21 protein-coding genes are annotated in these 23,371 nt (G+C 31.1%); 9 read left to right on the top strand and 12 right to left on the bottom strand.

What is annotated here, in order from left to right:
* The 5 genes from ABNT61_RS01670 to ABNT61_RS01690 are packed head-to-tail and all read left to right on the top strand — an operon-like array spanning position 1 to position 2,127.
* On the top strand, positions 1–282 hold the full coding sequence (locus ABNT61_RS01670) for a 2TM domain-containing protein (RefSeq protein ID WP_348711626.1): 282 nt from the start codon (positions 1–3) through the stop codon (positions 280–282).
* A gap of 2 nt (positions 283–284) precedes the next feature.
* The gene (locus ABNT61_RS01675; protein ID WP_348744591.1) at positions 285–626 is read left to right on the top strand and encodes a 2TM domain-containing protein; all 342 of its coding nucleotides are present in this window, start codon (positions 285–287) and stop codon (positions 624–626) included.
* Positions 627–634: 8 nt separating this feature from the next.
* Positions 635–973 carry a 2TM domain-containing protein gene (locus ABNT61_RS01680; RefSeq protein ID WP_348711629.1) on the top strand — a complete coding sequence of 113 codons (339 nt, stop codon included), beginning with the start codon at positions 635–637 and terminating at the stop codon, positions 971–973.
* Positions 974–995: 22 nt separating this feature from the next.
* A complete protein-coding gene (locus ABNT61_RS01685) occupies positions 996–1,346 on the top strand; it encodes a 2TM domain-containing protein (RefSeq protein ID WP_348744592.1) in 351 nt (116 codons plus the stop codon).
* A 25-nt stretch (positions 1,347–1,371) separates the two neighbouring features.
* Positions 1,372–2,127: a LytTR family DNA-binding domain-containing protein gene (locus ABNT61_RS01690; RefSeq protein WP_348744593.1), complete on the top strand. Its 756-nt coding sequence runs from the start codon at positions 1,372–1,374 to the stop codon at positions 2,125–2,127.
* On the opposite strand, the gene ABNT61_RS01695 is transcribed toward ABNT61_RS01690, so the two are convergent.
* From ABNT61_RS01695 to hutI, 3 genes are all read right to left on the bottom strand, one after another.
* Positions 2,124–3,293 (bottom strand): MFS transporter, encoded by a 1,170-nt coding sequence (locus tag ABNT61_RS01695; protein WP_348744594.1) that lies wholly within the window; start codon positions 3,291–3,293, stop codon positions 2,124–2,126. The two genes, ABNT61_RS01690 and ABNT61_RS01695, sit on opposite strands and share 4 nt — an antisense overlap.
* A 164-nt stretch (positions 3,294–3,457) precedes the next feature.
* Positions 3,458–4,477, bottom strand: a complete 1,020-nt coding sequence (locus ABNT61_RS01700; RefSeq protein WP_348744595.1) for a formimidoylglutamase — start codon at positions 4,475–4,477, stop codon at positions 3,458–3,460.
* 2 nt (positions 4,478–4,479) lie between these two features.
* Positions 4,480–5,715 (bottom strand): imidazolonepropionase, encoded by a 1,236-nt coding sequence (hutI, locus tag ABNT61_RS01705; protein ID WP_348744596.1) that lies wholly within the window; start codon positions 5,713–5,715, stop codon positions 4,480–4,482.
* A 52-nt stretch (positions 5,716–5,767) separates the two neighbouring features.
* Between hutI and ABNT61_RS01710 the strand changes: the two genes are divergently transcribed.
* Genes ABNT61_RS01710 through ABNT61_RS01720 form a run of 3 tightly spaced genes read left to right on the top strand, consistent with a single transcriptional unit; the run spans position 5,768 to position 7,255 of the window.
* Positions 5,768–6,199 (top strand): DUF3995 domain-containing protein, encoded by a 432-nt coding sequence (locus tag ABNT61_RS01710; RefSeq protein WP_348744597.1) that lies wholly within the window; start codon positions 5,768–5,770, stop codon positions 6,197–6,199.
* Between the two features lie 28 nt (positions 6,200–6,227).
* Positions 6,228–6,734: a DinB family protein gene (locus ABNT61_RS01715; RefSeq protein WP_348744598.1), complete on the top strand. Its 507-nt coding sequence runs from the start codon at positions 6,228–6,230 to the stop codon at positions 6,732–6,734.
* A gap of 11 nt (positions 6,735–6,745) precedes the next feature.
* A complete protein-coding gene (locus tag ABNT61_RS01720; protein ID WP_348744599.1) occupies positions 6,746–7,255 on the top strand; it encodes a hypothetical protein in 510 nt (169 codons plus the stop codon).
* Positions 7,256–7,293: 38 nt separating this feature from the next.
* Here the strand turns inward: ABNT61_RS01720 and ABNT61_RS01725 are convergent, their stop codons facing one another.
* The 4 genes from ABNT61_RS01725 to ABNT61_RS01740 are packed head-to-tail and all read right to left on the bottom strand — an operon-like array spanning position 7,294 to position 13,078.
* On the bottom strand, positions 7,294–8,163 hold the full coding sequence (locus ABNT61_RS01725; protein ID WP_348744600.1) for an aldose 1-epimerase family protein: 870 nt from the start codon (positions 8,161–8,163) through the stop codon (positions 7,294–7,296).
* A 53-nt stretch (positions 8,164–8,216) separates the two neighbouring features.
* The gene (locus ABNT61_RS01730) at positions 8,217–8,690 is read right to left on the bottom strand and encodes a nucleoside deaminase (protein WP_348711642.1); all 474 of its coding nucleotides are present in this window, start codon (positions 8,688–8,690) and stop codon (positions 8,217–8,219) included.
* Positions 8,691–8,732: 42 nt separating this feature from the next.
* On the bottom strand, positions 8,733–9,872 hold the full coding sequence (locus ABNT61_RS01735) for a tryptophan 7-halogenase (protein ID WP_348744601.1): 1,140 nt from the start codon (positions 9,870–9,872) through the stop codon (positions 8,733–8,735).
* Between the two features lie 14 nt (positions 9,873–9,886).
* Positions 9,887–13,078 carry a LodA/GoxA family CTQ-dependent oxidase gene (locus ABNT61_RS01740; protein ID WP_348744602.1) on the bottom strand — a complete coding sequence of 1,064 codons (3,192 nt, stop codon included), beginning with the start codon at positions 13,076–13,078 and terminating at the stop codon, positions 9,887–9,889.
* Positions 13,079–13,436: 358 nt separating this feature from the next.
* Here ABNT61_RS01740 and ABNT61_RS01745 point away from each other — a divergent pair, with 358 nt between their 5' ends.
* Positions 13,437–15,656 (top strand): TonB-dependent receptor, encoded by a 2,220-nt coding sequence (locus ABNT61_RS01745; RefSeq protein ID WP_348744603.1) that lies wholly within the window; start codon positions 13,437–13,439, stop codon positions 15,654–15,656.
* A gap of 210 nt (positions 15,657–15,866) precedes the next feature.
* Here ABNT61_RS01745 and ABNT61_RS01750 read toward each other — a convergent pair whose 3' ends face one another.
* From ABNT61_RS01750 to ABNT61_RS01770, 5 genes are all read right to left on the bottom strand, one after another.
* Entirely contained in the window at positions 15,867–17,258 is a 1,392-nt protein-coding gene (locus ABNT61_RS01750) for a vanadium-dependent haloperoxidase (protein ID WP_348744604.1), read from the bottom strand.
* 469 nt (positions 17,259–17,727) lie between these two features.
* Entirely contained in the window at positions 17,728–20,166 is a 2,439-nt protein-coding gene (locus tag ABNT61_RS01755) for a TonB-dependent receptor plug domain-containing protein (protein ID WP_348744605.1), read from the bottom strand.
* On the bottom strand, positions 20,167–21,096 hold the full coding sequence (locus ABNT61_RS01760) for a FecR family protein (protein WP_348744606.1): 930 nt from the start codon (positions 21,094–21,096) through the stop codon (positions 20,167–20,169).
* 56 nt (positions 21,097–21,152) lie between these two features.
* A complete protein-coding gene (locus ABNT61_RS01765) occupies positions 21,153–21,674 on the bottom strand; it encodes an RNA polymerase sigma factor (protein ID WP_348725724.1) in 522 nt (173 codons plus the stop codon).
* A 252-nt stretch (positions 21,675–21,926) separates the two neighbouring features.
* Positions 21,927–23,066 carry a cytochrome-c peroxidase gene (locus tag ABNT61_RS01770; RefSeq protein ID WP_348744607.1) on the bottom strand — a complete coding sequence of 380 codons (1,140 nt, stop codon included), beginning with the start codon at positions 23,064–23,066 and terminating at the stop codon, positions 21,927–21,929.
* Between the last annotated feature and the right edge of the window lie 305 nt (positions 23,067–23,371).

Here is a 23,371-nt window from a genome sequence, read left to right on the forward strand (position 1 = left end):
ATGCAAAACGATTATAAACAAGAACATAAATATTTAAAGGCAAAAAAGAAGGTAAAAGAAATTAAAGGATTCTATATTCACTTAACATTGTTTCTTTTAAACACTCCTATAATTATTGCGGTTAATTTACTTACATCACCTCAATTTCAATGGTTTTGGTTTTCAGTGTTAGGATGGGGTGCTGCTGTTGGAATCCATGGATTTCTAGCTTTTAATGAAAATCTTTTAGGAAAGGATTGGGAGGAGCGAAAGATTAAGGAATTAATGAGTAAAGAAGATTAGAAATGGAAAAAAGATATTTAGAAGAGGAACGCTATTTAAAAGCAAAGAAGAGAGTAAAAGATATTAAAGGATTTTACGGCCATTTGACGGCATATGTTGGCGTAAACATTTTTTTAACAGCTATTATTGTTTTCGGAATGATGAACGATGGACGTAGCTTTATTAATTCAATTACACATTTTGGCGCTTATTCAACCTGGTTATTCTGGGGAATTGGAATATTTTTTCACTGGTTAGGAGTTTTTGGTTTTGGAAACGTAGTTTCTAAAGAATGGGAAGAAAGAAAAATCAAGGAGCTTATGGAAAAAGAAGATAAAAGAGATCGTAGAATGATTAATAAATAGATTGAGTTATGTTTATAGATGATAGAAAAGATGAGGCTCAATATATAGCCGCAAAGAAAAGAGTAGAAGAATTAAAGAAGTTTTACAAGCATCTAACTGTTTATATAGTTATTAATTTATTTATTTCAGTTATGAAGGTTCGTAGAAACTTAGGAAATGGAGAAACTTTAGAGGAAGCAATATTTGATTTTGGAACATTTGCTATTTGGATTTTTTGGGGAATTGCTATCGTAATACAAGCGTTTAAATTATTTGGATTGAACGTTATGTTTGGTAGAGATTGGGAAGAAAAACAAATTAGAAAATATATAGATAGAGATAATTTAAAATCTGATAAATTCAGATAATTCAACTAAATCATTTAGCAATATGAGTTTTAAAGTAAAAGAAAGTAAATTAGCTCGAGTTCAAGAGAAAGTAGGGAGAATTAGATCTTTTTATAATCACTTAATTCTGTATACAGTTGTCAATTTGATTTTTGCATTTTCAGCGAATTTCTCAGAAATAAATATTCATATCTATAATGGATTTAAAATTAGCAATCAATGGGCGAATTTTGATTCGTATAAAATCTATCCATTATGGCTGATATGGGGAGTAGTATTAGTTATAAATGCTGTGACTACATTCGGTATTCCAATAGTGTTTGGAAGTAGGTGGGAAGAAAAAAAGATTGAAGAATATATGAAAGAAGATAAAACCAAAATCAATAATATTTAAGTAATAAAATAAAGTTTAGCTACTAATGAATGTACTTATCATAGAAGATGAAAAACCAGCTGCAAGAAGATTAAATAGAATGTTGAATGCATTAGATATTCAAGTAAATACAATGCTACATTCTGTTGAAGAAGCACTAAATTGGTTTCAATCAAATACACATCCTGATTTAATTTTTCTTGATATTCAATTATCTGACGGATTGTCTTTCGAGATTTTTGAGGAGATTCCGGTTAAATCAGCCATTATTTTTACTACAGCTTATGATGAGTATGCCTTAAAAGCATTTAAATTAAATTCAATTGACTATTTATTAAAGCCGATTGATGATGATGAGTTAAAAGTTGCCGTTGATAAGTATAAGCAGCAACAGCCTGCTGAAAGTAGTTTACAAGTAAACATTGACGAAATTCGTAAGCTATTAATAAACCCAATTGATAGAAAGTATAAGAAACGATTTACCATTAAAATTGGTCAGCATATTAAAATCATTCATACCGATAATATCGAATGTTTATACTCAGAAAATAAGTCTACTTACATTCACACTAATGAAAATAGAAACTATTTAATAGATCATTCTTTAGAACATTGGCATGATCAATTAAATCCTGAGTTATTCTTTAGAGTAAACAGAACTTACATAGTCCATATCAATGCTATCAAAGATATTGTTGCTTACAGTAATTCAAGATTAAAACTTGTTTTACATTCATATGATGAGCAAGAAATTATTGTAAGTAGAGAAAGAGTAAAGGACTTTAAAAATTGGATTGATTAACTATGTTTTCTTTGTTGTAAAGCTAATAGGCCAAAAATCGGACCTAAAGCCAAAATAGTAAAGAGGTGTTCTTTATTTATGTAAGTGCTTGCCAAATTAATGGTTTGTAAGCTAATTATAGTTAATGAAAAACCAATACAGTTTACAATAGTTAAGGCAGTTCCTTTAATTTCAGGATCGGCGTTTTTTGCAACCAAAGTTGAGAATAAAGGAGAATCCATAATAACAGTGTAACCCCAAATCAGTAAGAATAATAGTAATAATTCCTTATTAAGATGAAAAAGAGTAGGAGATAGCAAACAGCAAATTCCTGATATGCTTAAGGCTATCATTGCAATTCTTTTTTCTTTCCATTTTAAAGACAAATATCCTGCACTAACACAAGCAATACTACCAATTGAAATGATTATAAATGCCCACAAGGAAGTATTAATTGAATCATTGGCATGTGAATCATTATACATCTTAAGAATTACAGGAACAAAAGTCCAGAAGGTATATAACTCCCACATATGACCGAAATAACCAAAAGCTGCAGATCTAAAAGGTTTGTTTTTAAAAACATCAATAATTGCGCTTAATTTTAACTTTGAACTTTTCTTTCGATGTGGTCCATCAGGAACAAAAGCTAAAATAGCACCACCTCCTAAAACGGCAAGAATTGAAGTACTTGCAATTACAGATTCCCAAGGGAAAGAGGTTTTTAAAACAGATAATAAATGAGGAAAAGCGGTTCCTAATACTAATGCTCCAACTAAATACCCTAAAGATTTTCCTAGATGTTTCTTAAAATGATCTGCTGCAATTTTCATCCCAATTGGATAAATTCCGGCTAAAAAGAACCCCGTAAAAAAGCGCAATACGATTAAGCTAACAATTGTATTAGAATTAACCATAATACCTAAATTAAATAGGGCGCCAATTAATGCACAAAAGAAAAATACTTTAGAAGGAGAAAAACGATCTGCAATATTTAGTAATGCAAAAATCAAGGTTCCTGAAATAAACCCAAGTTGTACTGCTGAAGTTAAATTTGCTAAAGAGTTTTCTGATAAATGAAATTCATCTATTAAATAACTCATCACTCCATTACCTGCAAACCATAATGAGGTACATAGAAACTGAGCAGTAACTATTATAATTAAAAAAAAGACTTTCCTATGCAAAGGTTGAATTTTAGGGAAAAAACTTACCACTTTAAATATAGTAAGCTTTTTTTTAATTATGCTTAAGTATTATAGTTTTTTTGATTTAATAGTGACAAAATTATTATTGATAATCAAAATTAACTTCAAAAGAAGAACTTTTTAAAATTTTGACATTCAGTAAACTATTTATTTTGTTTAAAGTTTGTTGCTTTAATAAAATCTGTAATTAAGTAACTTATAAATTTCCCAACTTGAGTTGTGGCTGTATTTTCATTAGAAACAGTTGGAGCTCCTTCACAAATATGTAAATAAGATGCGTTTTCATGTTTTGCAAAGTAATTTACAAACTGTCTTGTTTGTTGTGGAGTAAAACCACTTGGAGTCATTGCGCTACTTGGAAAGTATTGGATACAATCTAAATCTATTTCAATACCAAATGATTTTTCAGAAACAAAATTCAAAGCTCGTTGCAATTCACTGTTGAAAGATGTAGTTTGATATACTTCCATTTCTTCATACATGTTATATTCTATATTAATATGATCATGTATGTATTCGAATATATATTGTGGAGTATAATTTTCATGTAAACCAAACATGAAATACTTATCTAGAAATTGATTTTTTAAAGCATACGAAAACCCATTTCCACTATGTCGTTCTTCTAACTTTCTTAAATCAGTATGTGCGTCAAGATTCACCACATTGATGGCATCTTTTTTTGCTTCAGATAAACCTTTTAAATTACCATAAGCATTGTTATGTCCACCTCCTATAATAATTGGTGTTTTTCCGCTTGAAGAAATTATTCTAATCCATTTCGAAAGTTCAATATCTATGGCTTCAACAAGTTCATTCCCTTTTTCTCGATCAGAAGGATTGAAATTCACAACTTCATCCAAGAAATCTAAATACCCTAGAACCAAGATCTCAGTTCCATTTATAAACTGATTTTGTTGCGTGTTTAATAAAGCTTTTAAAGCAGGAATAAACGCTGTATGAGCACCAGGATTTCCATAATTCATTTGTACACCGATATCTTCAGGAACACCAATAATAACGAACTTAGCATTTGAGCTGTTCAATTCATCTTCAATGTTCTTATGATCAGAAATACATTGAACACATTCACCCAATTTTGTTTCACCATTTCTAGTGGAAACAAACTCATTAATATTTTCTTGAGAAAATGTTTGTAACATGATTAGATACGTTTTCCGTTAAGATATACAGATTCAATTACATTAGAACCGAAGCTGTACGGTAAATATCCATATGAAGGAATTTCTTTCGTGATAAAGAAATTTGCTTTTTTACCCTTAGTAATAGAACCAACTTCGTCAGATAAATCCATTGCATAAGCTCCGTTTATAGTTGCTGCATTAATTGCTTCTTCTGGAGTCATTTTCATTTTTATACAAGCCGTAGAAACTACAAAATTCATATTTCCAGAAGGAGTTGAACCAGGATTATAATCTGTTGCTAAAGCCAATGGTAAATCAGCATTAATTATATCTCTAGCAGGAGTATAAGGAATACTAAGAAAGTAAGAACAAGAAGGCAACGCTACGGGCATTGTATCACTTCCTTTTAAGGCATCAATATCACTTTCAGTCATTATTTCTAAATGATCCACAGATAAAGCTCCTTTAGCAACACTTGCTTGTAATCCTCCAATAGAGGTAAACTGATTCACATGAATTTTTGGAACTAATCCATATTTTTTACCTGCATCAATTACTCTTTCTGTTTGTTCAACAGAAAAATAACCAGTTTCGCAAAATGCATCAATAAAATCGGCTAAATGTTCTTTACCGATTTGTGGAAGCATTTCGTTGATGATTACATCAATATAGGCTTCTTTATTTTCTTTATATTCTGAAGGAAAAGCGTGTGCTCCTAAAAACGTTGCTTTAATTGGTATAGAAAAAGTTTCTTTTAACTTTCTAATTACACGAAGCATTTTTAGTTCAGCTTCAACAGTTAAACCATAACCAGATTTAATTTCAACTGCACCAGTTCCTAAACTTATGATTTCTTTTAATCTTTTACTTGATTGCTCATACAATTCTTCCTCTGAGGTTTGTTGTAATTTTTTTGCTGAATTTAAAATTCCACCACCACGATTGGCAATTTCTTCATAAGTCAAACCATTAATTCTATCTACAAACTCCTGTTCTCTATTACCAGCATAAACAATATGTGTATGACTATCACACCAAGAAGGGAAAACCATTTTTCCTTTACAATCAATTAGCATTGCACTTTGATAAGAAGGAATTTTGTCCATTGTGCCATAATCGATAATTCTTTCATTTTCAATGGCTAAAAAAGCATTTTTAAGCGTTGGTAGAATTGCCATATCCTTACCAGATACTTTTTTAATGTTTCTTTCTCGTACTTGTATTAATTCCTTGATATTTATCAATATTGTTACCATAAAAGCTTTTTAACTTTGAGTAAAACAAACATACATTAAAAAACCAATTATTATGTTATTTTTTCTAGGGATTACAAGCGGATTAATATTTTTAGCACTTTCACTTTTACACATATATTGGGCTTTTGGAGGAGTTTATGCTTTAGGCGGCGTAATTCCAACAAAATCAAATGAGAGTAGAGTTTTCAAAGCACCACCTTTCTTAACTTTTTTAGTAGCTCTATTTCTTTTGTTAGTGGCTATGGTGTATTTAAATGCCGCTGAGGTTTATGGTATTACTTTTCTCCCAAAGTTTTTACAAGAATTTGGTGTACTTATTTTTGCTTCAATTTTTATCATTAGAGCAATAGGTGATTTTAAATATGTGGGTTTCTTTAAAAAAATAAAAGGAACACAATTCGCAAAGAATGATTCAAAGTACTTTTCGCCTTTATGCGTATTTCTAGGAATAGCTGGAATTTTAATTGTAATCTTGGGAAATTGATTAATTTAGTTGGAACAAATATTTTTAAATGATACCAACTACAGAATACGTACCGTACTACACACCATTTATTTCATTATTACCAGAAGAAAATTCAATTATAGAGAATTTAGAAGCAGCACAAACTGATTTTGAAAACACACTTAGAAACATTTCAAAAGAAAAAGAGAACTTTTCTTATGCTGAGGGAAAATGGACTATAAAAGAACTCATTCAGCATATTATAGATACCGAACGTGTTTTTTGTTATCGTGCACTAAGTTTTGCAAGGAATGATCAACAAGATTTACCAGGTTTTGATCAAGACTTATTTGTTGTGAATTCTGTTGCACAGCAAAGAGATTATAACGAATTGTTAGATGAAATGGTTGTTTTGAGAAAAGGAACTATTCAATTATTCAAAAGTTTTACTCCTGAGGATTTATTAAAAATAGGAACTGGTTCTGGAAATAAGATTTCTGTAAGAGCTTTAGGAATGGTTATGGCTGGTCATCAACAACACCATTTAAACGTTGTAAAAGAGCGTTATTTATAATTAAGGGATTTATGACAACGGATTTAATCGATACAAATTATGTTTACAATCATAGGTTTTTTAGAATTTGGAAAGAACTATTGTTGCTTTATGGAGCTTTATTGATTGGATTGACAATGTTTGATGGAGCAGAGATTATAAAAAAATATGAGTTTTACATAAGTATATTTTCAAAATTCTTTGCGTTTTCAGCAATGATTTTAGGCCTTATGAATGGTTGGTTATTTTTAAGAATTGGAGAAGTATCTGTTACAAATGAAGAATTAGTTTTTGAGTTAAAGGACTCAAAAAAAGTAATCGAATTAAAATCAATTAACGAAGTAATATTCGGTAAAGAATATGGGAAATTCTATTATTTGAAAATCCAGAAATCTGAGTTAACAGTTGAACTTGATAAAAATCAATTGGAGGAATTAAAAAGTATTTTTGAAGAATTAGATATAGAAATAAAACACAGACACTATATGGATAAGATATCGCAATGGTTTAGAAACTTAACTTCTCGAATCAAATTACCATAGTAATTTCTGTGGAAATATTACTTTTAAAACATTTCATTTTAATAAATTTCAACAGCATAATGCTGCTTAAATTCATTATTTACAGGTAATTCAATAATTCCGTCTTTAGTGGTGAAATCTTGATTTGTAGTTTCTAAATCAGCTGCTCCCATCCAAGGCTCAAAACAAATAAACGGCGCATCTTTTTTTGTCCAAAAAGCAAAGTATTCCCAGTTTAAGGAATGAAAGTTAATTCCATGATTATGTTTCGAAGATTGTAATGAAATGATATTCGATTTGATATTCTTATAGATTAAAGCATCATCTTCAAATAAAGTGTAATCAAGAGAAAGCTTGGTAGGTAATTCGACTGTTGATGGCTTTTCTATTCGTAGTCCATTTTCTTTGTTTAATGAATATTGAAGAGGTTTTTCTTGATGTTGAAATGCTATATAATAATCAGCAAATGAAGTGTTATTTACTAAAGGACATTTAAACGCAGGATGCGCTCCGATTGAAAAGAATATAGACTGATTATCAACATTTATAACTTGATAGGTTATTTCCAAAATATTCGCCTTCAATTCATAGGTAATTTGCAGCTTAAATTTATAAGGATATATTTCTAAGGTTTTTTCAGAAGAAGCTAATTCGAATAAAACCTTATTCTCAGACTGAGAAATAATTACAAATTCGTTATCGCGAGCAAATCCATGTTGCGGTAAATTATATTCTTTATCTGCAACATAATAAGTATGATCTTTTAATTTTCCAACAATAGGAAATAGAATAGGAGCGTGGCGTTTCCAAAACTTAGGATCCCCATTCCATAGATAATCTAATTGAGTTTCTTTTGAATAGAGTTTAGTTAATTCTGCCCCAAATAAGGCGATATTCGCCTTGATTTTATCGTTTTCTAGTACAATCATTTCTTTTTCTTTGAAATAAAAAATCCTTACCAACAAGGTAAGGATTATAAATTTTAATATTCGATTTTATCGTCTTTTTCTGACCACTTTTGAAATGGCTCTAATGCGATATCTCTTCCTACTTGTTCAAAAGGAATACTTCTTTTTTCATAAGGCAAAGGAATCTCTTTATAAATGAATTCATCATCAAACCCAATATTTGCAGCATCCACTTGATTGCTTCCGTAATAAACTTTATCTGGTCTTGCCCAATAAATTGCCCCTAAACACATCGGACATGGTTCACAAGAAGTATATACAATACAACCATCCAATTGAAAAGTTCCTAAATTTTTACAAGCATCTCTAATGGCAGTAACTTCTGCATGTGCTGTAGGATCATTTGTTGAGGTAACTTTATTATTTCCACGACCAACAATTTCTCCGTCTTTAACAATAATACATCCAAACGGACCACCTTCATTGTTTTGCATTCCTCTTAAAGCAGCTTTTACTGCTTCGCTCATATATTCTTCGTGTGTATTCATGTTTTTATTTTAAAGAAAAAAGGGCAACAAAAATAGTAGATTTTATAATACGAAAGCATTTTCAAGCCTTCTTTTCCAAAAAATAGATTTATTCCAACGAGTTTCGGCTCCATAAAAAAGGTTCTTATGCTTTACATAATGCGCCCAAACGGATTCTATTTGTGAAGTATATTGTTTTGAAAATTGATTCATTTTTTCAGGATCCGTTAAATCCGAAAGTTGAGATGTTTTCAGTAATTCAGAAACTTGCATGGCATTAGCCATGGCATTAAAAATTCCTTGAGAAGATAAGGGATCAAAACTTAAAGCAGCATCACCTAATGCTAACCATTGTTGACCAACTGCCGTATTTAGTTTTGTAGAATTAGCACTAACCACACCATGAAAGTCCACTTCGTCAGTATGATGCTCTACTAGTTTATTTATAGTACTGTTCTTATGTAATAGCTGTGAGAATGAGGTAAAGTTTTTGAACACTTTTTTGTCAAATATATCTGAATCTGTTTGATAAGAAATTACCCGTTTGTTTTCTGGTAAAACCGCAGAATACCACCAGCCAAATTCATCACTTATAATAGAACTCATGGTGTTTTTAGATGTATTTGGTACCGTTAACCAACAAGATATTAAAGAATCAAAATGTGTTCTTTTTATACCTAAACTTCTAGCAAAATGAGAATTTCTGCCTGTAGCATCAATAACAAAGTCAGTATCAATAGTAATTGATGTTCTGTTTTTAGGATTATCCTTTTTACTAATAGTCTTCCATTTTCCACTCGAATAATCACTGTTGAATAATCGATATCCCCAAAATCCTTTTACACCTTTTTCTAAGGCTTTTTCTCTTAGAAATAAACCTAATTTTTTTCGATTAACACTTTTTGATAATCCATCTGGGTTTCTCAAATGATCAAGTATTTGTAATTGATCACTTCCCCAGTAGGATTGCATTCCTAAATTATTTAGAAATAAGTTTTCATATTGATCATCATTTAAAGATAATCCAAGAGCGTTAAAAACACGTTTTGTAGCTGGAGCCAATGATTCTCCAACTTTATCTACGGGTTCTTCTAGTTTATCTATTAAGGTTACATTATAGGTTTCAGATAAAGAAATGGCAGCAATGCAACCTGCAATGCCGCCACCTATAATTAATATTTCTGTATTATGATTTGTATTCATAGTACAATAGCTCATTATTTTGGAATAAACCTAGAGAAACGAGTCATTTTCTCAGGAATACCAACTTCTGTTTTCTTAAGAGGTACATCTTGATGAGACTTATTCTTGGTTTTATTAATTCCATGTAATTTCGAAGCTAATAAATTTACTGTATGAATCACATTTGGAGTAGGTGCATAATCTTTAGTTAATTCATCCTCAACTAAAGTTAATAATTCTCCTTTAGCTCCTTCCAGTAAAAGTTCTTCGTTTAATAAATCTTTATGAGATAATTTTTCAACTGCCGATAATAATAAACCTTTGGTTTCAGTATTTAAAGCATCAACATCTAAAGTTACGGCTAAATCATCTAAAGTAGCTCTAAGTAAAGCTTGTTCTTGTTCTGGAGTAGGCGTAATTCCAACTTGCATTTCTTTTGGGAAATTAGGATCATTTAAAACTCCAGGTCGCTTTTGGACAACAGCTAGTTTATCAAAATACTTAACCATGCTGTTAATTTGATTCGTGTAGTTTGGAGCAGCACCATCCAATGGAAGATCACTTAGCCAGTCGGCTCTATCAGCAAAAGCTTCCATACGAGTTTCTTCCGCTAAGCTTTTATCTACAGTTTGATCGTATCGTTTTTCATTTAAAATATTATTAGGAACTCTTGCAGGCCAAAACGTAGGTAAATACGGATCATAAGTTGTGGTATATCCATCTCTACAACTTGCTGTATCCGTTTGCCATGGAATTGCCATCCAACGTGTGATTCCACCAGCAACTTGTCCGCCTAATATTGGACCTTTAGCTAAGGTTAACGTATCACTATTCATTGTTGGTCCGTAATAAACATTATTTACTGGAGGAGTAGCTTTTGCGTGTTTTACTCTAAAAGGAGCCATGTACATTCCAGAAGAACGCATAGGCCAAGTCATTTCACATCCTGGATGGAATGCATCAGCTAAACAAAAATCCATTGCAGCTTTAGTTAGCATATCAGGCTGTTCATGAATAGGTAAATCATCAATGGTTTTTTGTTGTTCATGAAACGGACAACCTTCTGTATCCATATAATCAGCATCAAAATCTCCAGTTACCCATTGATCTAGAAACTCTAATTGTAATTCTGATAAAGTAGCATGTTGGCGCACAGATCCTGTTGAAGGAATACTAATTGCATCTCCATATAACCAAGGCCATAATTGAGGAGCTTCAGCACCAGTAACATCAATTCTTCTAAAATTATTAGAAATAGTTCTTCTCATTTCTAAAAAAGCCGGAGAAGGATTACCTAGTTTCTTGATCCATTGTTTAGAAGTGTAATTGAATTGTCCTCCCCAACCAAAAGCTCCAGCGAATCCAGCATTTACCCATTGTAAATCTGTCATACGTTGAAATATTGGTAATATGTCTTTTGTAAAAGAAGGACGTTGTGGTCTTGTTAACATTCCAGATTTTACAGCAACACTTCTCATTAAATCCCACATTGTTCTCACCGATTTTTGCATTGGAGCATAATCTGGTGGAGCACAAACAACCCAAGCAGGATCAACCTTTAATTTTGTTCCATTATATTCAACTTCGGCAGTAATTGGTCCATCCGAAGTATCATCATACCAACCTTCATTATTGGCAAAAGTAATTGCGATATCACCGTCTATGTTTTCAGATTTTCCATGACCTCCCAACATGATTAGTCTTCCTTTTTCGTCAGTTCTCATTTCACCTAAATACACTTTCTTAGATAAAAACTCACCTTCGAAAATTGGTCCATCTTGAATATTTGTTCCAGAAATAGATTGCGCACCACCATCAATTAATAAGGTTTCACGATTTGGAACATTTATATTTCTTAAAAATGAAGGCGGAGCATCAGCAGCTTCAGGTATATCTAATGCCAATTGAAATTGATACCAAGAAGCTTTTTGATTCGCTAAATGTGAATGCCATGTGATATTTGCATTTTCAGCAGTTAATTCTTTTATAGCTTTTCCAGCAGCATTAAAACCATAGATTCTAAATTGTGCTGCTTGTCTTTTTAAAGCCCCTAATTCATCTCTATACGCATAAGGATCTTCTTGTGCGATAGGTTCGTCAGTTAATGGTCCTAGGAAATATTCGTTTTGACTATTTCCAACTCTCATTATTCCTATTGGTGGATAAATACCAGCAGTTACAATGCAATCATCATCCTCATCCGTATTTCCTTGAAACTCCGGATTTCGCTCTTTTGGTTCTTCTAAAAGTTCTCCATTCGCTTGATGACGAGCTTCTGCGCTTGCTGCATAAACTAATTTTCTAACTTCAGCGATTGATCCTAATGGCTTATGTTGAGATAAAGTTCTCCAAATATTAAAGGCTAAATTACTACCGAATTCTGCCTGACCGATTGCAGCAACATTTTGTTGAGGTAAATGAAGTTTAGCTATACAGATGTATGGACTTTCTTCAGTACTCCAAACTACTTGAGCATCATCAATAGGCATTGTTTCAGGATTTGTTCTTAACTGAATTTCAAATCTGAATGTAGCATCGCCTTGTAGTAAACGTTTTTCAAGATCGATTTTTAAGTAATCATTTTCATTAAACGGAGTTCCTTTATATGTGTTTTCGGGAACCAAACGATATTTTACAATTTGGTTATCTCCTAATTTAAAAGGAAGTATCGCCCAATAACTTGCACTTAAAACACTTGCTTCTTCTTTAGTCATTGCTTGAAGAATTGCAGCAAGCTCAGGATGTTTTTCGATATAAGAATCATAATCTCTATCAATTACACCGGCCGTTGTGAAACTACACATTTGTTGGGCGTCTCTTGCAAAAAAGCGATCAATATTTTGCATGATGAAATCCGCATTTGTTCCACCATCTAAAATATTTTCACCATCCACTCCAAAAAGTTTAAGTCCAACACCCAAAGTAGAATGTAAATCTGGTGAAGTAGGAGTAGTGTCACTTGAAAATCGAACAGCACATTCGTAAGAATCTCCAGCAAATATTCCTAGTTTGAAGCGTTCTTCAATATCTTTATTAACAACAAAATTACCATAAGCAATTCCATGTTGTTTTCTAAAAACAGCTCTTTCTGCAGGTTTTTGTCCTCGTTCAATTCGTGTTTTTTGTCCCATTTCAACAAACATCTCTTTTAGACGTTGTGTTACAATTTCAATATCACCATCACAGTTCCAGCATGATGATGATTTATCATTTTTAGAATTTTCCATTGATTTTGGAGTTTAAAGTTTTGAGATTAATTAGTCTTAAAAGTAAATTTAAAAGGTGATTTTTATAAGGAATTATCCCCAAACGTATCCATTTTAGTAATGGGTGTCTCCTTTTTAGGATTTAATGTAAATCGTGATTAGTAAAGCTTATGTTATTTAACATTTAGGTGCCTTTTTAATACTCTTTTTTAACAGTTTTATAAGATTTTGATTTAGGTTGTTTTGTAGATTCGCTGGTTAACGACAAAGAGTTAATTGTCCATAAGATTATGATAAAATAGTAAGTGAGTGTCCTATAGTAATCATGATTTTTAAGGGATGTTTTCTCTAGTTATTACTAACCAATTATTATCTGAAAATGAAAACAATAGTATTCACGATTGTATCGTGTTTTTTCTCACTTACACTCATAGCTCAAACTATTAAAGGAAAGGTTGTAAATAATCAAAATCAACCTCTTCAAGAAGTAAACATTTTAAATAAAAAAACAGATAAGCATACACATTCTGATGAATTTGGGAATTTTATGCTTGAAAACGTTTCCATAGGTGATACGTTGTATTTTTCTCATATAGGATTTGAAAGCAGATCATATGTTGTAAAAAGCTTGACGGAAGAATTAGTAATTAAATTAAAGTTGAAATCAATTGCTCTTGAAGAAGTAGTATTAGCACCAAGAGTAGATATTTTAAATTTAATTACAGATATAGATATTCAAACAAATCCTGTCAATTCTTCTCAGGATATTTTAAATAAAGTTCCAGGGTTATTTATTGGTCAACATGCAGGTGGAGGTAAAGCTGAACAGATTTTTTTACGTGGTTTTGATATAGACCATGGTACGGATATTAATCTTTCAGTAGATGGTTTACCTGTAAATATGGTTTCTCATGCGCATGGACAAGGTTATTCTGATTTACATTTTGTAATTCCCGAAACTGTGGATAAAATTGATTTTGGAAAAGGATCATATTATGAAGACAAAGGAAATTTTGCAACAGCAGGTTATGTACAATTTCAAACCAAAGAAAGATTAGACAAAAGCTCTATTAAACTAGAAGGAGGGCAATTTGATACTTTTCGTTTGTTAGGCATGTTTAATGTGCTAAATGAGGCTAAGCATAACGCATATATTTCTACAGAATATTTAGCTACAGATGGAGCGTTTGAAAGTCCTCAGAATTTTAGTAGAATAAATGTTTTCGGGAAGTATACAGGGTATTTAAATCCAACAGATGAATTAGGAGTTACACTTTCTCACTTTACTAGTAAATGGGATGCTTCTGGACAGATTCCGCAAAGAGCAGTTGACAGTGGATTAATTACCCGTTTTGGAGCAATTGATGATACTGAAGGAGGAAATACATCAAGAAGTAATATCTTAATTAATTACGATAAAATGATAAGCGATTCTGAAACGTTGAAGAGTTTTGGATACATCAGTAAGTATGATTTTGAGTTATTCTCTAATTTCACCTTTTTCCTTGAAGATCCTGTAAATGGAGATCAAATAAAACAAAAGGAGGATCGAACAATTTTTGGAGTTTCGAGTGAATATAAAAAAGTGTTTTCGGGAGATAAATTTAATGGACATTGGAATGCGGGAATTAGTTTAAGAAATGACAGAAGTTTCAGTAACGAATTATCTAGAACATTGAATCGTCGTCAAACACTTCAGAGAATACAATTTGGAGATATTAACGAAACAAACTTAGGTGGTTTTATTGGTTCAACTATAGAATTTGGTAAATGGACATTTAATCCATCTGTTCGATTAGACTATTTTAATTTCCAATATAACGATACCTTGCAAACACAATATGAAACTCAGAAAGAATCAAAAGCAATCGTTAGTCCTAAGTTTAATGTTATTTATGATTATTCAGATAATTTACAATTTTATGTAAAAACTGGTAAAGGATTTCATTCAAATGATACTAGGGTAGTAGTAGCTGAAGAAGGTAGAGAGATTTTACCAGCAACTTATGGTTTTGATACTGGTTTAGTGTGGAAACCAACATCGAAAATGTTTTTCAATTTAGCTTACTGGTACTTATATGTAGAACAAGAATTTGTTTACGTTGGGGATGCGGGAATTGTAGAACCAAGTGGAGAAACAAGACGTCAAGGAATTGATATAAGTTATCGTTATCAGCCATTATCGTGGCTATATTGGAGCGTTGATGCGAATTATACACATGCAAGATCAATTAATGATCCTGATGGACAAAATTTTATTCCATTAGCTCCAGATTTTACTTTAGTTAGTGGATTAAACATAAACTTTAAAGATGGGTTTTACGGAGGAATAAATGTTCGTCATATTGATAATCGTCCAGCAAATGAAGATAATTCTATTGTAGCTGAAGGTTATACTGTTGCAGATTTAAATGTGGGTTACCGTTGGAAAGATGTTAGTTTTGGAGTTCAAGTTCAGAATCTATTTGATGTAGATTGGAATGAAACTCAATTCGCAACCGAATCAAGATTACAGAATGAAGTAAATCCAGTAGAAGAGATTCACTTTACGCCAGGAACACCGTTTTTCTTAAAAGCCTCCATTCAATATAATTTTTAAGAACTAAGATTACATAATTTAAAAATCTCTCTAGAGAAATCATTTATGATTCTTTTAGAGAGATTTTTTAGTTAATAATTATTCATTAATGCATAGATGTAAATACTCCGAGACTAGCTTTATAACCATGAAACCAAAAACCACTTTTAAACCTATAAACATTTAAAGCTATGTCTCAGAGAAATTTACTTTATTTGAATATCAATCACGTTACTGTAAATCAATGTTATTTACGGCTTCAGCAATTTCATATCCCAATCGCAACCCTTCAATTGCATCTTGTTCTATATGTACACCTAATGGTACACGAGAGTATGCATTTTCTCTTGCCATTTCTGTAAAAGAAGTGAAACTTCTTGGTGAACCATTAAATGATATGTTTACAGCGTTGGTGTATGTATTGTCAGTAAAACTGATATTATCTGTACCAAAAAAGTTGATGAAAACTCCCGCTGCGGCAGCTGCAAATGTTGCATGGCCTGACGGATAGCTTGGAAAAGCTGGATTTTCTTCCTGTATAAATCTTGATAAATTAGTTGTAAAACTTTCGTCAATGTATTCTGTTATATAATTACTTGGACGTTCAATATTGTAGGTGTATTTGTCATCCCAAGCTGAAACAGCAGCATCGTTTATTGAAAAACCTAACCTTAATAAAAGCTCAAGTGCCTTATCAAAACTTAAATCATAATTTTTAATTAATTGATTTGCAATGGAAAATTGTCTTCCTGGAGGACTAATCATCAGTCCTTCTACATCATCAGCCCAAAATTCTGCAATCCATAAATCTTCATTGTTTTCAGAATTAGCTGTAATGGTTGTTTGATATACATTATTCATTTGCTGATAATAATCACTGGATGTAGAGGTGCTATATTGAAGAACATCATCAAGTGCAACACTAGTAGATTCTTGTGGAGTAATAGCAAAAGTTCTTACTTCTCTCCAATATGGAAACCAAGCATCTTCACTTTCTTTAGCTTCCCATAAACCTACACCAACCGGAGCAATATAACTTTGTGGAGTAGGATTATCTATTTGCCATTCCGCATCTCTATCACTTTTACTAAAATCAATTACACGTTGTGCTACATATTTTCCCCAGTTTTCAGAGTTTTCTATTTGAGATGAAGACAGTCCATCCGATAATGAAGATGTCTTTGTGTTTTCAAACTCTGAAATACGTTGTCTTACACCAGATTCAAGATTAATCATAAAATGATCTATAACTTCTGCATAAGCTGTGTTTAAAGCCAAGTTCAGATTTACGTTGTCTTCTAAATTAGAGGAATTGATATTAAAATTAGAATAACGCTCTGAATTTGAAGAATAGTCATTCATAAACGGAACAGCGGTTTCGTAACCAGTTAAATGAATATAAGCGAGAGCTCTAGTAACACTATTAGGTCTCATATTCTCTGTGTGTTGATCTATAGAAACCCAGAAATTATTCCATTCTGTAATTAATGTAGTTGTATCGTCAGACACCGAGATAGCCGTATCTGTATCTATAATATCGGTATCTGTATCAGTATTACAAGACTGAAATATTGTAATGCTTAGGGATATTAATACTATCCATTTTAAAGATTTTACTTTCATAATTTTAGCGTTTTTTAAAAACTTAAATTCGTTTAATTCAAGTTTATAATTCGTAAAAATGTATTCTTCTCTCGTTTTTTAGGCCGTAAACAATTTTGAAAAGTGTAGTTGTATCGTCAATAATTTTAATTTTTGTTTTTAATACTTTTTATTAACCTAAGTTCGATTGTACTAGAAAGACAAATTCCCATAAATACCAATCCCCTAGTTTGTCAAGGAATATTATTTTTATTAGTAGCTAATTGATCGAACCTAGGTTTTAATAAAAACTAAATTGTATCCATTTGCTTATAGTACGTTTGAATTGTTTTTTACCCAACCTCTTTCTATGGAAAAAAGCAGATTATTTACTTACACCTCAATTTATTGAGTTTAAGTCATTGTTTATCAGTTGTATAGGATTGTATGGTTTTTTAAAAAAAAGAGTCTGATTGTAATTTATTTCGGGTAAGATGAAGTGTCAACTTCGTTAAAATGATAGATTAACTTGAAGGTTAGGAGCAAAGCCGCTCGTTTTTCGAAATGTATTTGCTGTAGGATTTTGAAAAATATTTACAGTATTATCTTGATCATAAACATTTAAGATAGATAAACCAATTACGGTTTTAAAGCTTTTAGAAGTGCTATAAAAAGTATAAGAAGAAGAAAAATCAAGTTGGTGTGATCCGTCAAAACGATCTGAAAGTGATAAGTTAGAAGTATCAATAGTAGGATCATCAGGATAAATCACAGGCATTCCTGAGAAATAGCGCCAAGAAAGTGCGAATTTCCATCGGTCAACATTTATCAAGTTTGTTAAGTTTAAAATATGGCGTTGGTCAAAAAAGGCATCTGAAGTAATGTTTCGAAAAGTCGTTTCTGTTTTACTTAAAGAATAACTTGCCCAAGCTTCAATATTATTCCATTTCTTTTTTACAAATAAATCCGCGCCTATACTTGAAATATTCCCGCGAATATCTTCTATTTTCAATGTTATATCGTTCGATCTTTTCTTGAAAAATTCTAAATCAATTAACCATTCTTTTTGATTCAACACAGCTCCAACCATAAACTGTGTTCCTTTTAACGGAGCAATTTCTCTATTAGGTAAAAACCAAAATTGATTGGTAATATTAAAATCATCAAAATCATTTACGAATTTCTTTTGTATAAACTGATTTGAAGTTCCAAAAGAAGATTTAATATATAATTTGTTATTTACGGCATAACTAGCTGTAAGTCTTGGATTCATAAAGAATTCACCAGTGGGAGCATAGTAATTATTGTGAATTCCTAAATTAATATCTAGTTTGTCGCTCCAGTTTTTGTGTAATGATAGGTAAGTTGAATGAATTGTTGCTTTTTGATCTCTTCTTGCATCCAAGTTATTTTCTTGCTCCAATTCATTACTAGTCAATTCATGGTTAATCACATTATAACCTGCATCTAGTTTTGTATTCGGATTAAACTGATAGCTAGCTTCAGCAATAAAACGTGTATCTGCGATTATGTTTTCGTATTTAAGAAAACTATTACGTTGATCTCTATTAAATCCTTCACTAACATTGTTAATGCGCATATTCGATTTACTAAATCGTAATTCGGTATTGAATTTATCAGAGAACTGTGCTTTCCATTTACCAGTGATTCCCCAGTTGTCTAAGTCTAAATCTATAAAATCAGTTTGATCAGGATTTTGCATTTCTCGAACTTCAGCAAATAAATCATTTTCAATATTTATAAAACTTACCGTTGCAGAATGTCGCTCATTGATCTTATAATTCAGTGCAATGTTCATATCTGAAAAACCAATATCAAGATTTGTAGAACCTACTACATTTTCAATTCGACTACCTTGAAATATTAATGTTGAAATGGTTTCTAACTTAGGAGAATTAAATCCTGGATAACTTCTTCTGTATGCCGCTAAAAGAGAAAGTTTATTTTCTATTAGTTTTGCATTCACCGCAAGACCTGCAAATAAAGTATTCCCTATAATTTCATAACTATTTTTATTAGGAATTCTATTCTTAGTTTTCATATTGATTAAACCACCAACACGACCACCGAATTTGGTAGGAAGCATATTTCTTTGAACTTCAATATTGTCTATAACGGCAGCACTATAAGGAGAAATGGCACCTAAAAAATGACCTGAATGGTAAATTGGAATATCATCTATTTGAACTAAATTTTGATCATAAGTATTACCTCTAAAATTCAAATTTCCTGATTTTCCACTCGGTGAATGTATACCAGGAATATTACTAATGACATTAAAAATATCACCATCTGTTTCTCCCGCTAACAATCCCAACCTTTTGGTTTGAATTTGAATGCTATGGTCACCAATTTTTGAGTCAATTCCTTTGGTTAAGTAGTTCGTTAAAACAATTTCATTTAAACGAAACTGTTTAGTGTAAAACTTCAAAGGAGTACTTCTTTCTAAATCTTTCGCTTGTAAATGAATAGTTACATGAAAGTAGGATTCTAAATGAATCGAATCTAAAGGAAATACATTTTTAAGTGTAAAAACTCCATTAGAAAGGTCTAAATTTTGTTTTGGTTTGTCCTGGATTTGATAGACTAAAGAAGTTATAGGTTCATTTGTTTCATCTTCAATGATTGCAAAACTAAAATCTTTACGTAGAGGAAGGACTAAATAATTAGTGCCTTTTTTCTTAAATTTTACGGGAATTTTCTCTTCAATTATAGTAATACATTCTGAAATACTTGCACAGTTAAAATCATTCTCTAAAAGAATAGTATTAAAGAAGGTATGGTTATAAGAAAGGTTTATATTGAATTTTTTTTCAATTTGATTCAGTTTATCTGAAAGCGAAATGCGATTACTCTTCTGAGCAGATAGAGGAGTAGTTAACAAACAAATAAAAAAAAGTAATTGATAAGAGAAAAATCTCAAATTCATTTATTCAAAAATTACGGTATTATCTTCACCAATAACATACTTTATTTCCATAGTAACAAATAAAGTTTGTAATGCCGTATCTAAGTTTTTATGAGTTAAAGTTCCTGAGAATTCTAAATGTTCGTACTTTTTAGGTAATTGAATTTTAATAGTATAGTATTTTTTTAAATCTGAAATAACTTCAGGTAAGCTAGTTTTATTGTATTTACTATAACCATTCGTCCAGTTTGGAGCAGTGTTAATATGTGTTGTTTCTTGTAGTTCGTTTTGCTGAACTATTGCAGATTTTCCTTTGGTTAAGATTAACTCATCATTTTGATAAGCAACTTTAACTTTACCTTCATAGCAGATTACTTCAAAAACAGTATTAGAAGTATTTACATTGAACTGTGTACCCAATACATTAATATTTCCTCTATCTGTAATTACCTTGAAAGAAGATCCTTTAGTAACATCGAAAAATGCTTGTCCTTTTAAATGTATTGTTCGATCGTTATTCCAATTTTTTTCTTTGTAAGAAATTTCAGAGGCGGCGTCTAGTTTTATTGTGGAACCACTAGGTAATTCAATAGTTTTATTCTCTGCAATTTGTGTATTTATTGTAATGGTTTGATTAAACAACAGATTCCATGAAAAATATCCCGCACTAACTAAAATTAGGATGCTTGCAGCAATTTGTAACCAACGATTACTATTGCTAGTTTTCTTTGATGGTGGAGTAGGAGCAATGACTAGTTTTCTTCTTTTCTTAAGTTCCGCTAAACCGTTTTCAGTATCGAATTTTTTAACTTTCCAAGTATCAATTTCATCCAAAACAACCTTAAGCTCATCTAATTCGCCAGAGTTTTCTAGTTCCTTTTTTTGCTCATCGCTTAAACTATTATCGAGCCATTTAGCAATTAAATTATCTTTAAGTAATTTTTTATTCACGCTTAAACATTTTACTATTCAGTTACTTAACGTTTTACTAGTTGTATTACCCAACCTTATATGGAACGTTTTTGTAATTCAGTTATTTCTTTAAGTTTAATTAATGCTTTGGAAATACGTTTTTCAACAGCAGTTTGACTAATTTCAAGTCGTTCAGCTATTTCTTTATAAGTCAGTTTTTCAATTCTATTTAATAAAAATGCTTCTCTTTGTTTTTCAGGTAATTCAGAAATTACAGTTTCTAATTTTTGCTGAAATTCTTTAGTTCTTAAATGAAAATAAGGATCTTCAATATCATGTGAAGGCATGCTATTCTTTTCGAATTTTAAGGCTACTTTTTTAGATCGTATCACATCAATAAATAAGTTTTTAGAAACGGTATATAAAAAAGCTGCTGCTTTTTCATAAATAATACTGCTACATTTTTGCCAAAGTTTAATAAAAGCTTCTTGTACAATATCTTCAGCTTGATTTAAATCTCCAAACTTAAAATATAAATGGTTTCTCAAACTTTCAGCATGAGTATTATATAACTGATCATAAACATGTTCCTCGCAAACAGAGAAATTGCCTTCCATTGTGTCCTAATTAATTAAAGTAAATATAGAATAATTTTAAAGATTGCTGTTTTTGAATCAGACAAATTCATAAGGAAATATTCAGTCTTTAAAAACTATACTTAGGCTTAAAACAAGAAAACTCCACTTTATTCTTTTAATTATTGATAAAGTGAAGTAATCTATGGATTTCAAATTAAGGACAATTAATTTTTAGAATATCTTTTGATTCTACTGGAAGTAATAATCCTTCTAGATAGAAATCGTATAATTTTATTGATTAAAAGGATCGCCATATTTCTCGTCGGTAATAAAATTGTTATCCGTAAGTGTTAATAGAAAATCTACTAGAGATTGTTTTTCTGCCTCCGTCAAGTTTAAACGACGAACGTTGTTTCCTTGTCTTAATCTATTATCTAGGTTAGGACTATTTTGCACACCACTGTTATAATGTTCAATTACTTGTCCTAAGTTGGCGAATCGACCATCATGCATATATGGTGCCGTTAATTCAATATTTCTAAGCGAAGGAACTTTAAATCTTCCTCCACCAGCACCTTCATCTGTAATGGTTGCATCCAGACCAATGTTTCTTGGAGCATCTCCAACAAATACATTAGTGTTATGACATTCAAAACAACGTGTTCGGTTGCTTATAAAAAGTGCTTTTCCTCTATTTTCTGATTCCGTAAAATTTGGAAAATTGTTTTCGATATTATTTACCTGCGCTAAACCTTCATCAAATTTAGATTCATAAGAAACCATTGAACGTATAAATTGAGATAATGCTAAAGCAACCCTTTCACTAGATATTGTCGCATCACCAAAAGCATTGATGAATAGTGATGTATAATGATCTTCTTGTGATATTTTATCTTCAAGTTCTGTAAGTGTTAAACCCATTTCTACTAAATCTTGTACAGGCATTAAGGTTTGGTCTTCTAAACTTTCAGCTCTTTCATCCCAGAAAAAACGACCATTATCATAAAATCGAGCATTTGCTAATCCCATTGAATTTCTAGCAGTTAGGCCACCTTCAAATCCAGTACTAAATTGGTTTGGATCTGAGAATCCGTTTGACTGTATATGACATGAGGCACAAGAAATCGTATTATTTTTAGAGAGATTCGTGTCATAAAATAAAACTCTACCTAAAGTGGCACCATGATCTGTAATAGGATTGTTATTAGGTGTATTATCTTCATTTTCTACATCATTATCTAGAAAAGAATTTGGTAATTCAATATTTGCATAGTTGAAAGGTGTTGCAGGTAGGTTTAAAAGATTAGTATCAATAATGATATCCTCTGTTGGATTATCAGTAGTAATATCAATATAGTCATTCTCGTCATCGTTCGAGCAAGATGCAAATGCAACCGAATAAATTAAAAGAGGGATAAGAAATTTTTTCATGTACTTAGGTAAATTAATCTGTTAGTTTTTATCTGTAATTTCTTGTATTACGTATAGACTATAGAATTACCCAACCTTTAGAATTGATTTTATCTCATATTTTTAAATTTCTATGAAGAAGTTTAAAGTTTGATATTAATTTTGATTCTTTTAAATCATTGGTTTACATAGGGTAGGGGTTCCTGAAATGAAACTACATTTGGTTCGAAAAAATAATATTGCTTTGATAGATATATTATTTACATAAAAAGAAAACCACAGCATTTTGCTGTGGTTTCTTTATTTAAAAAGTAAAACTTTGGAAT

It is taken from the genome of Tenacibaculum sp. 190524A05c, assembly GCF_964036595.1.
Lineage (GTDB): Bacteria > Bacteroidota > Bacteroidia > Flavobacteriales > Flavobacteriaceae > Polaribacter > Polaribacter platacis.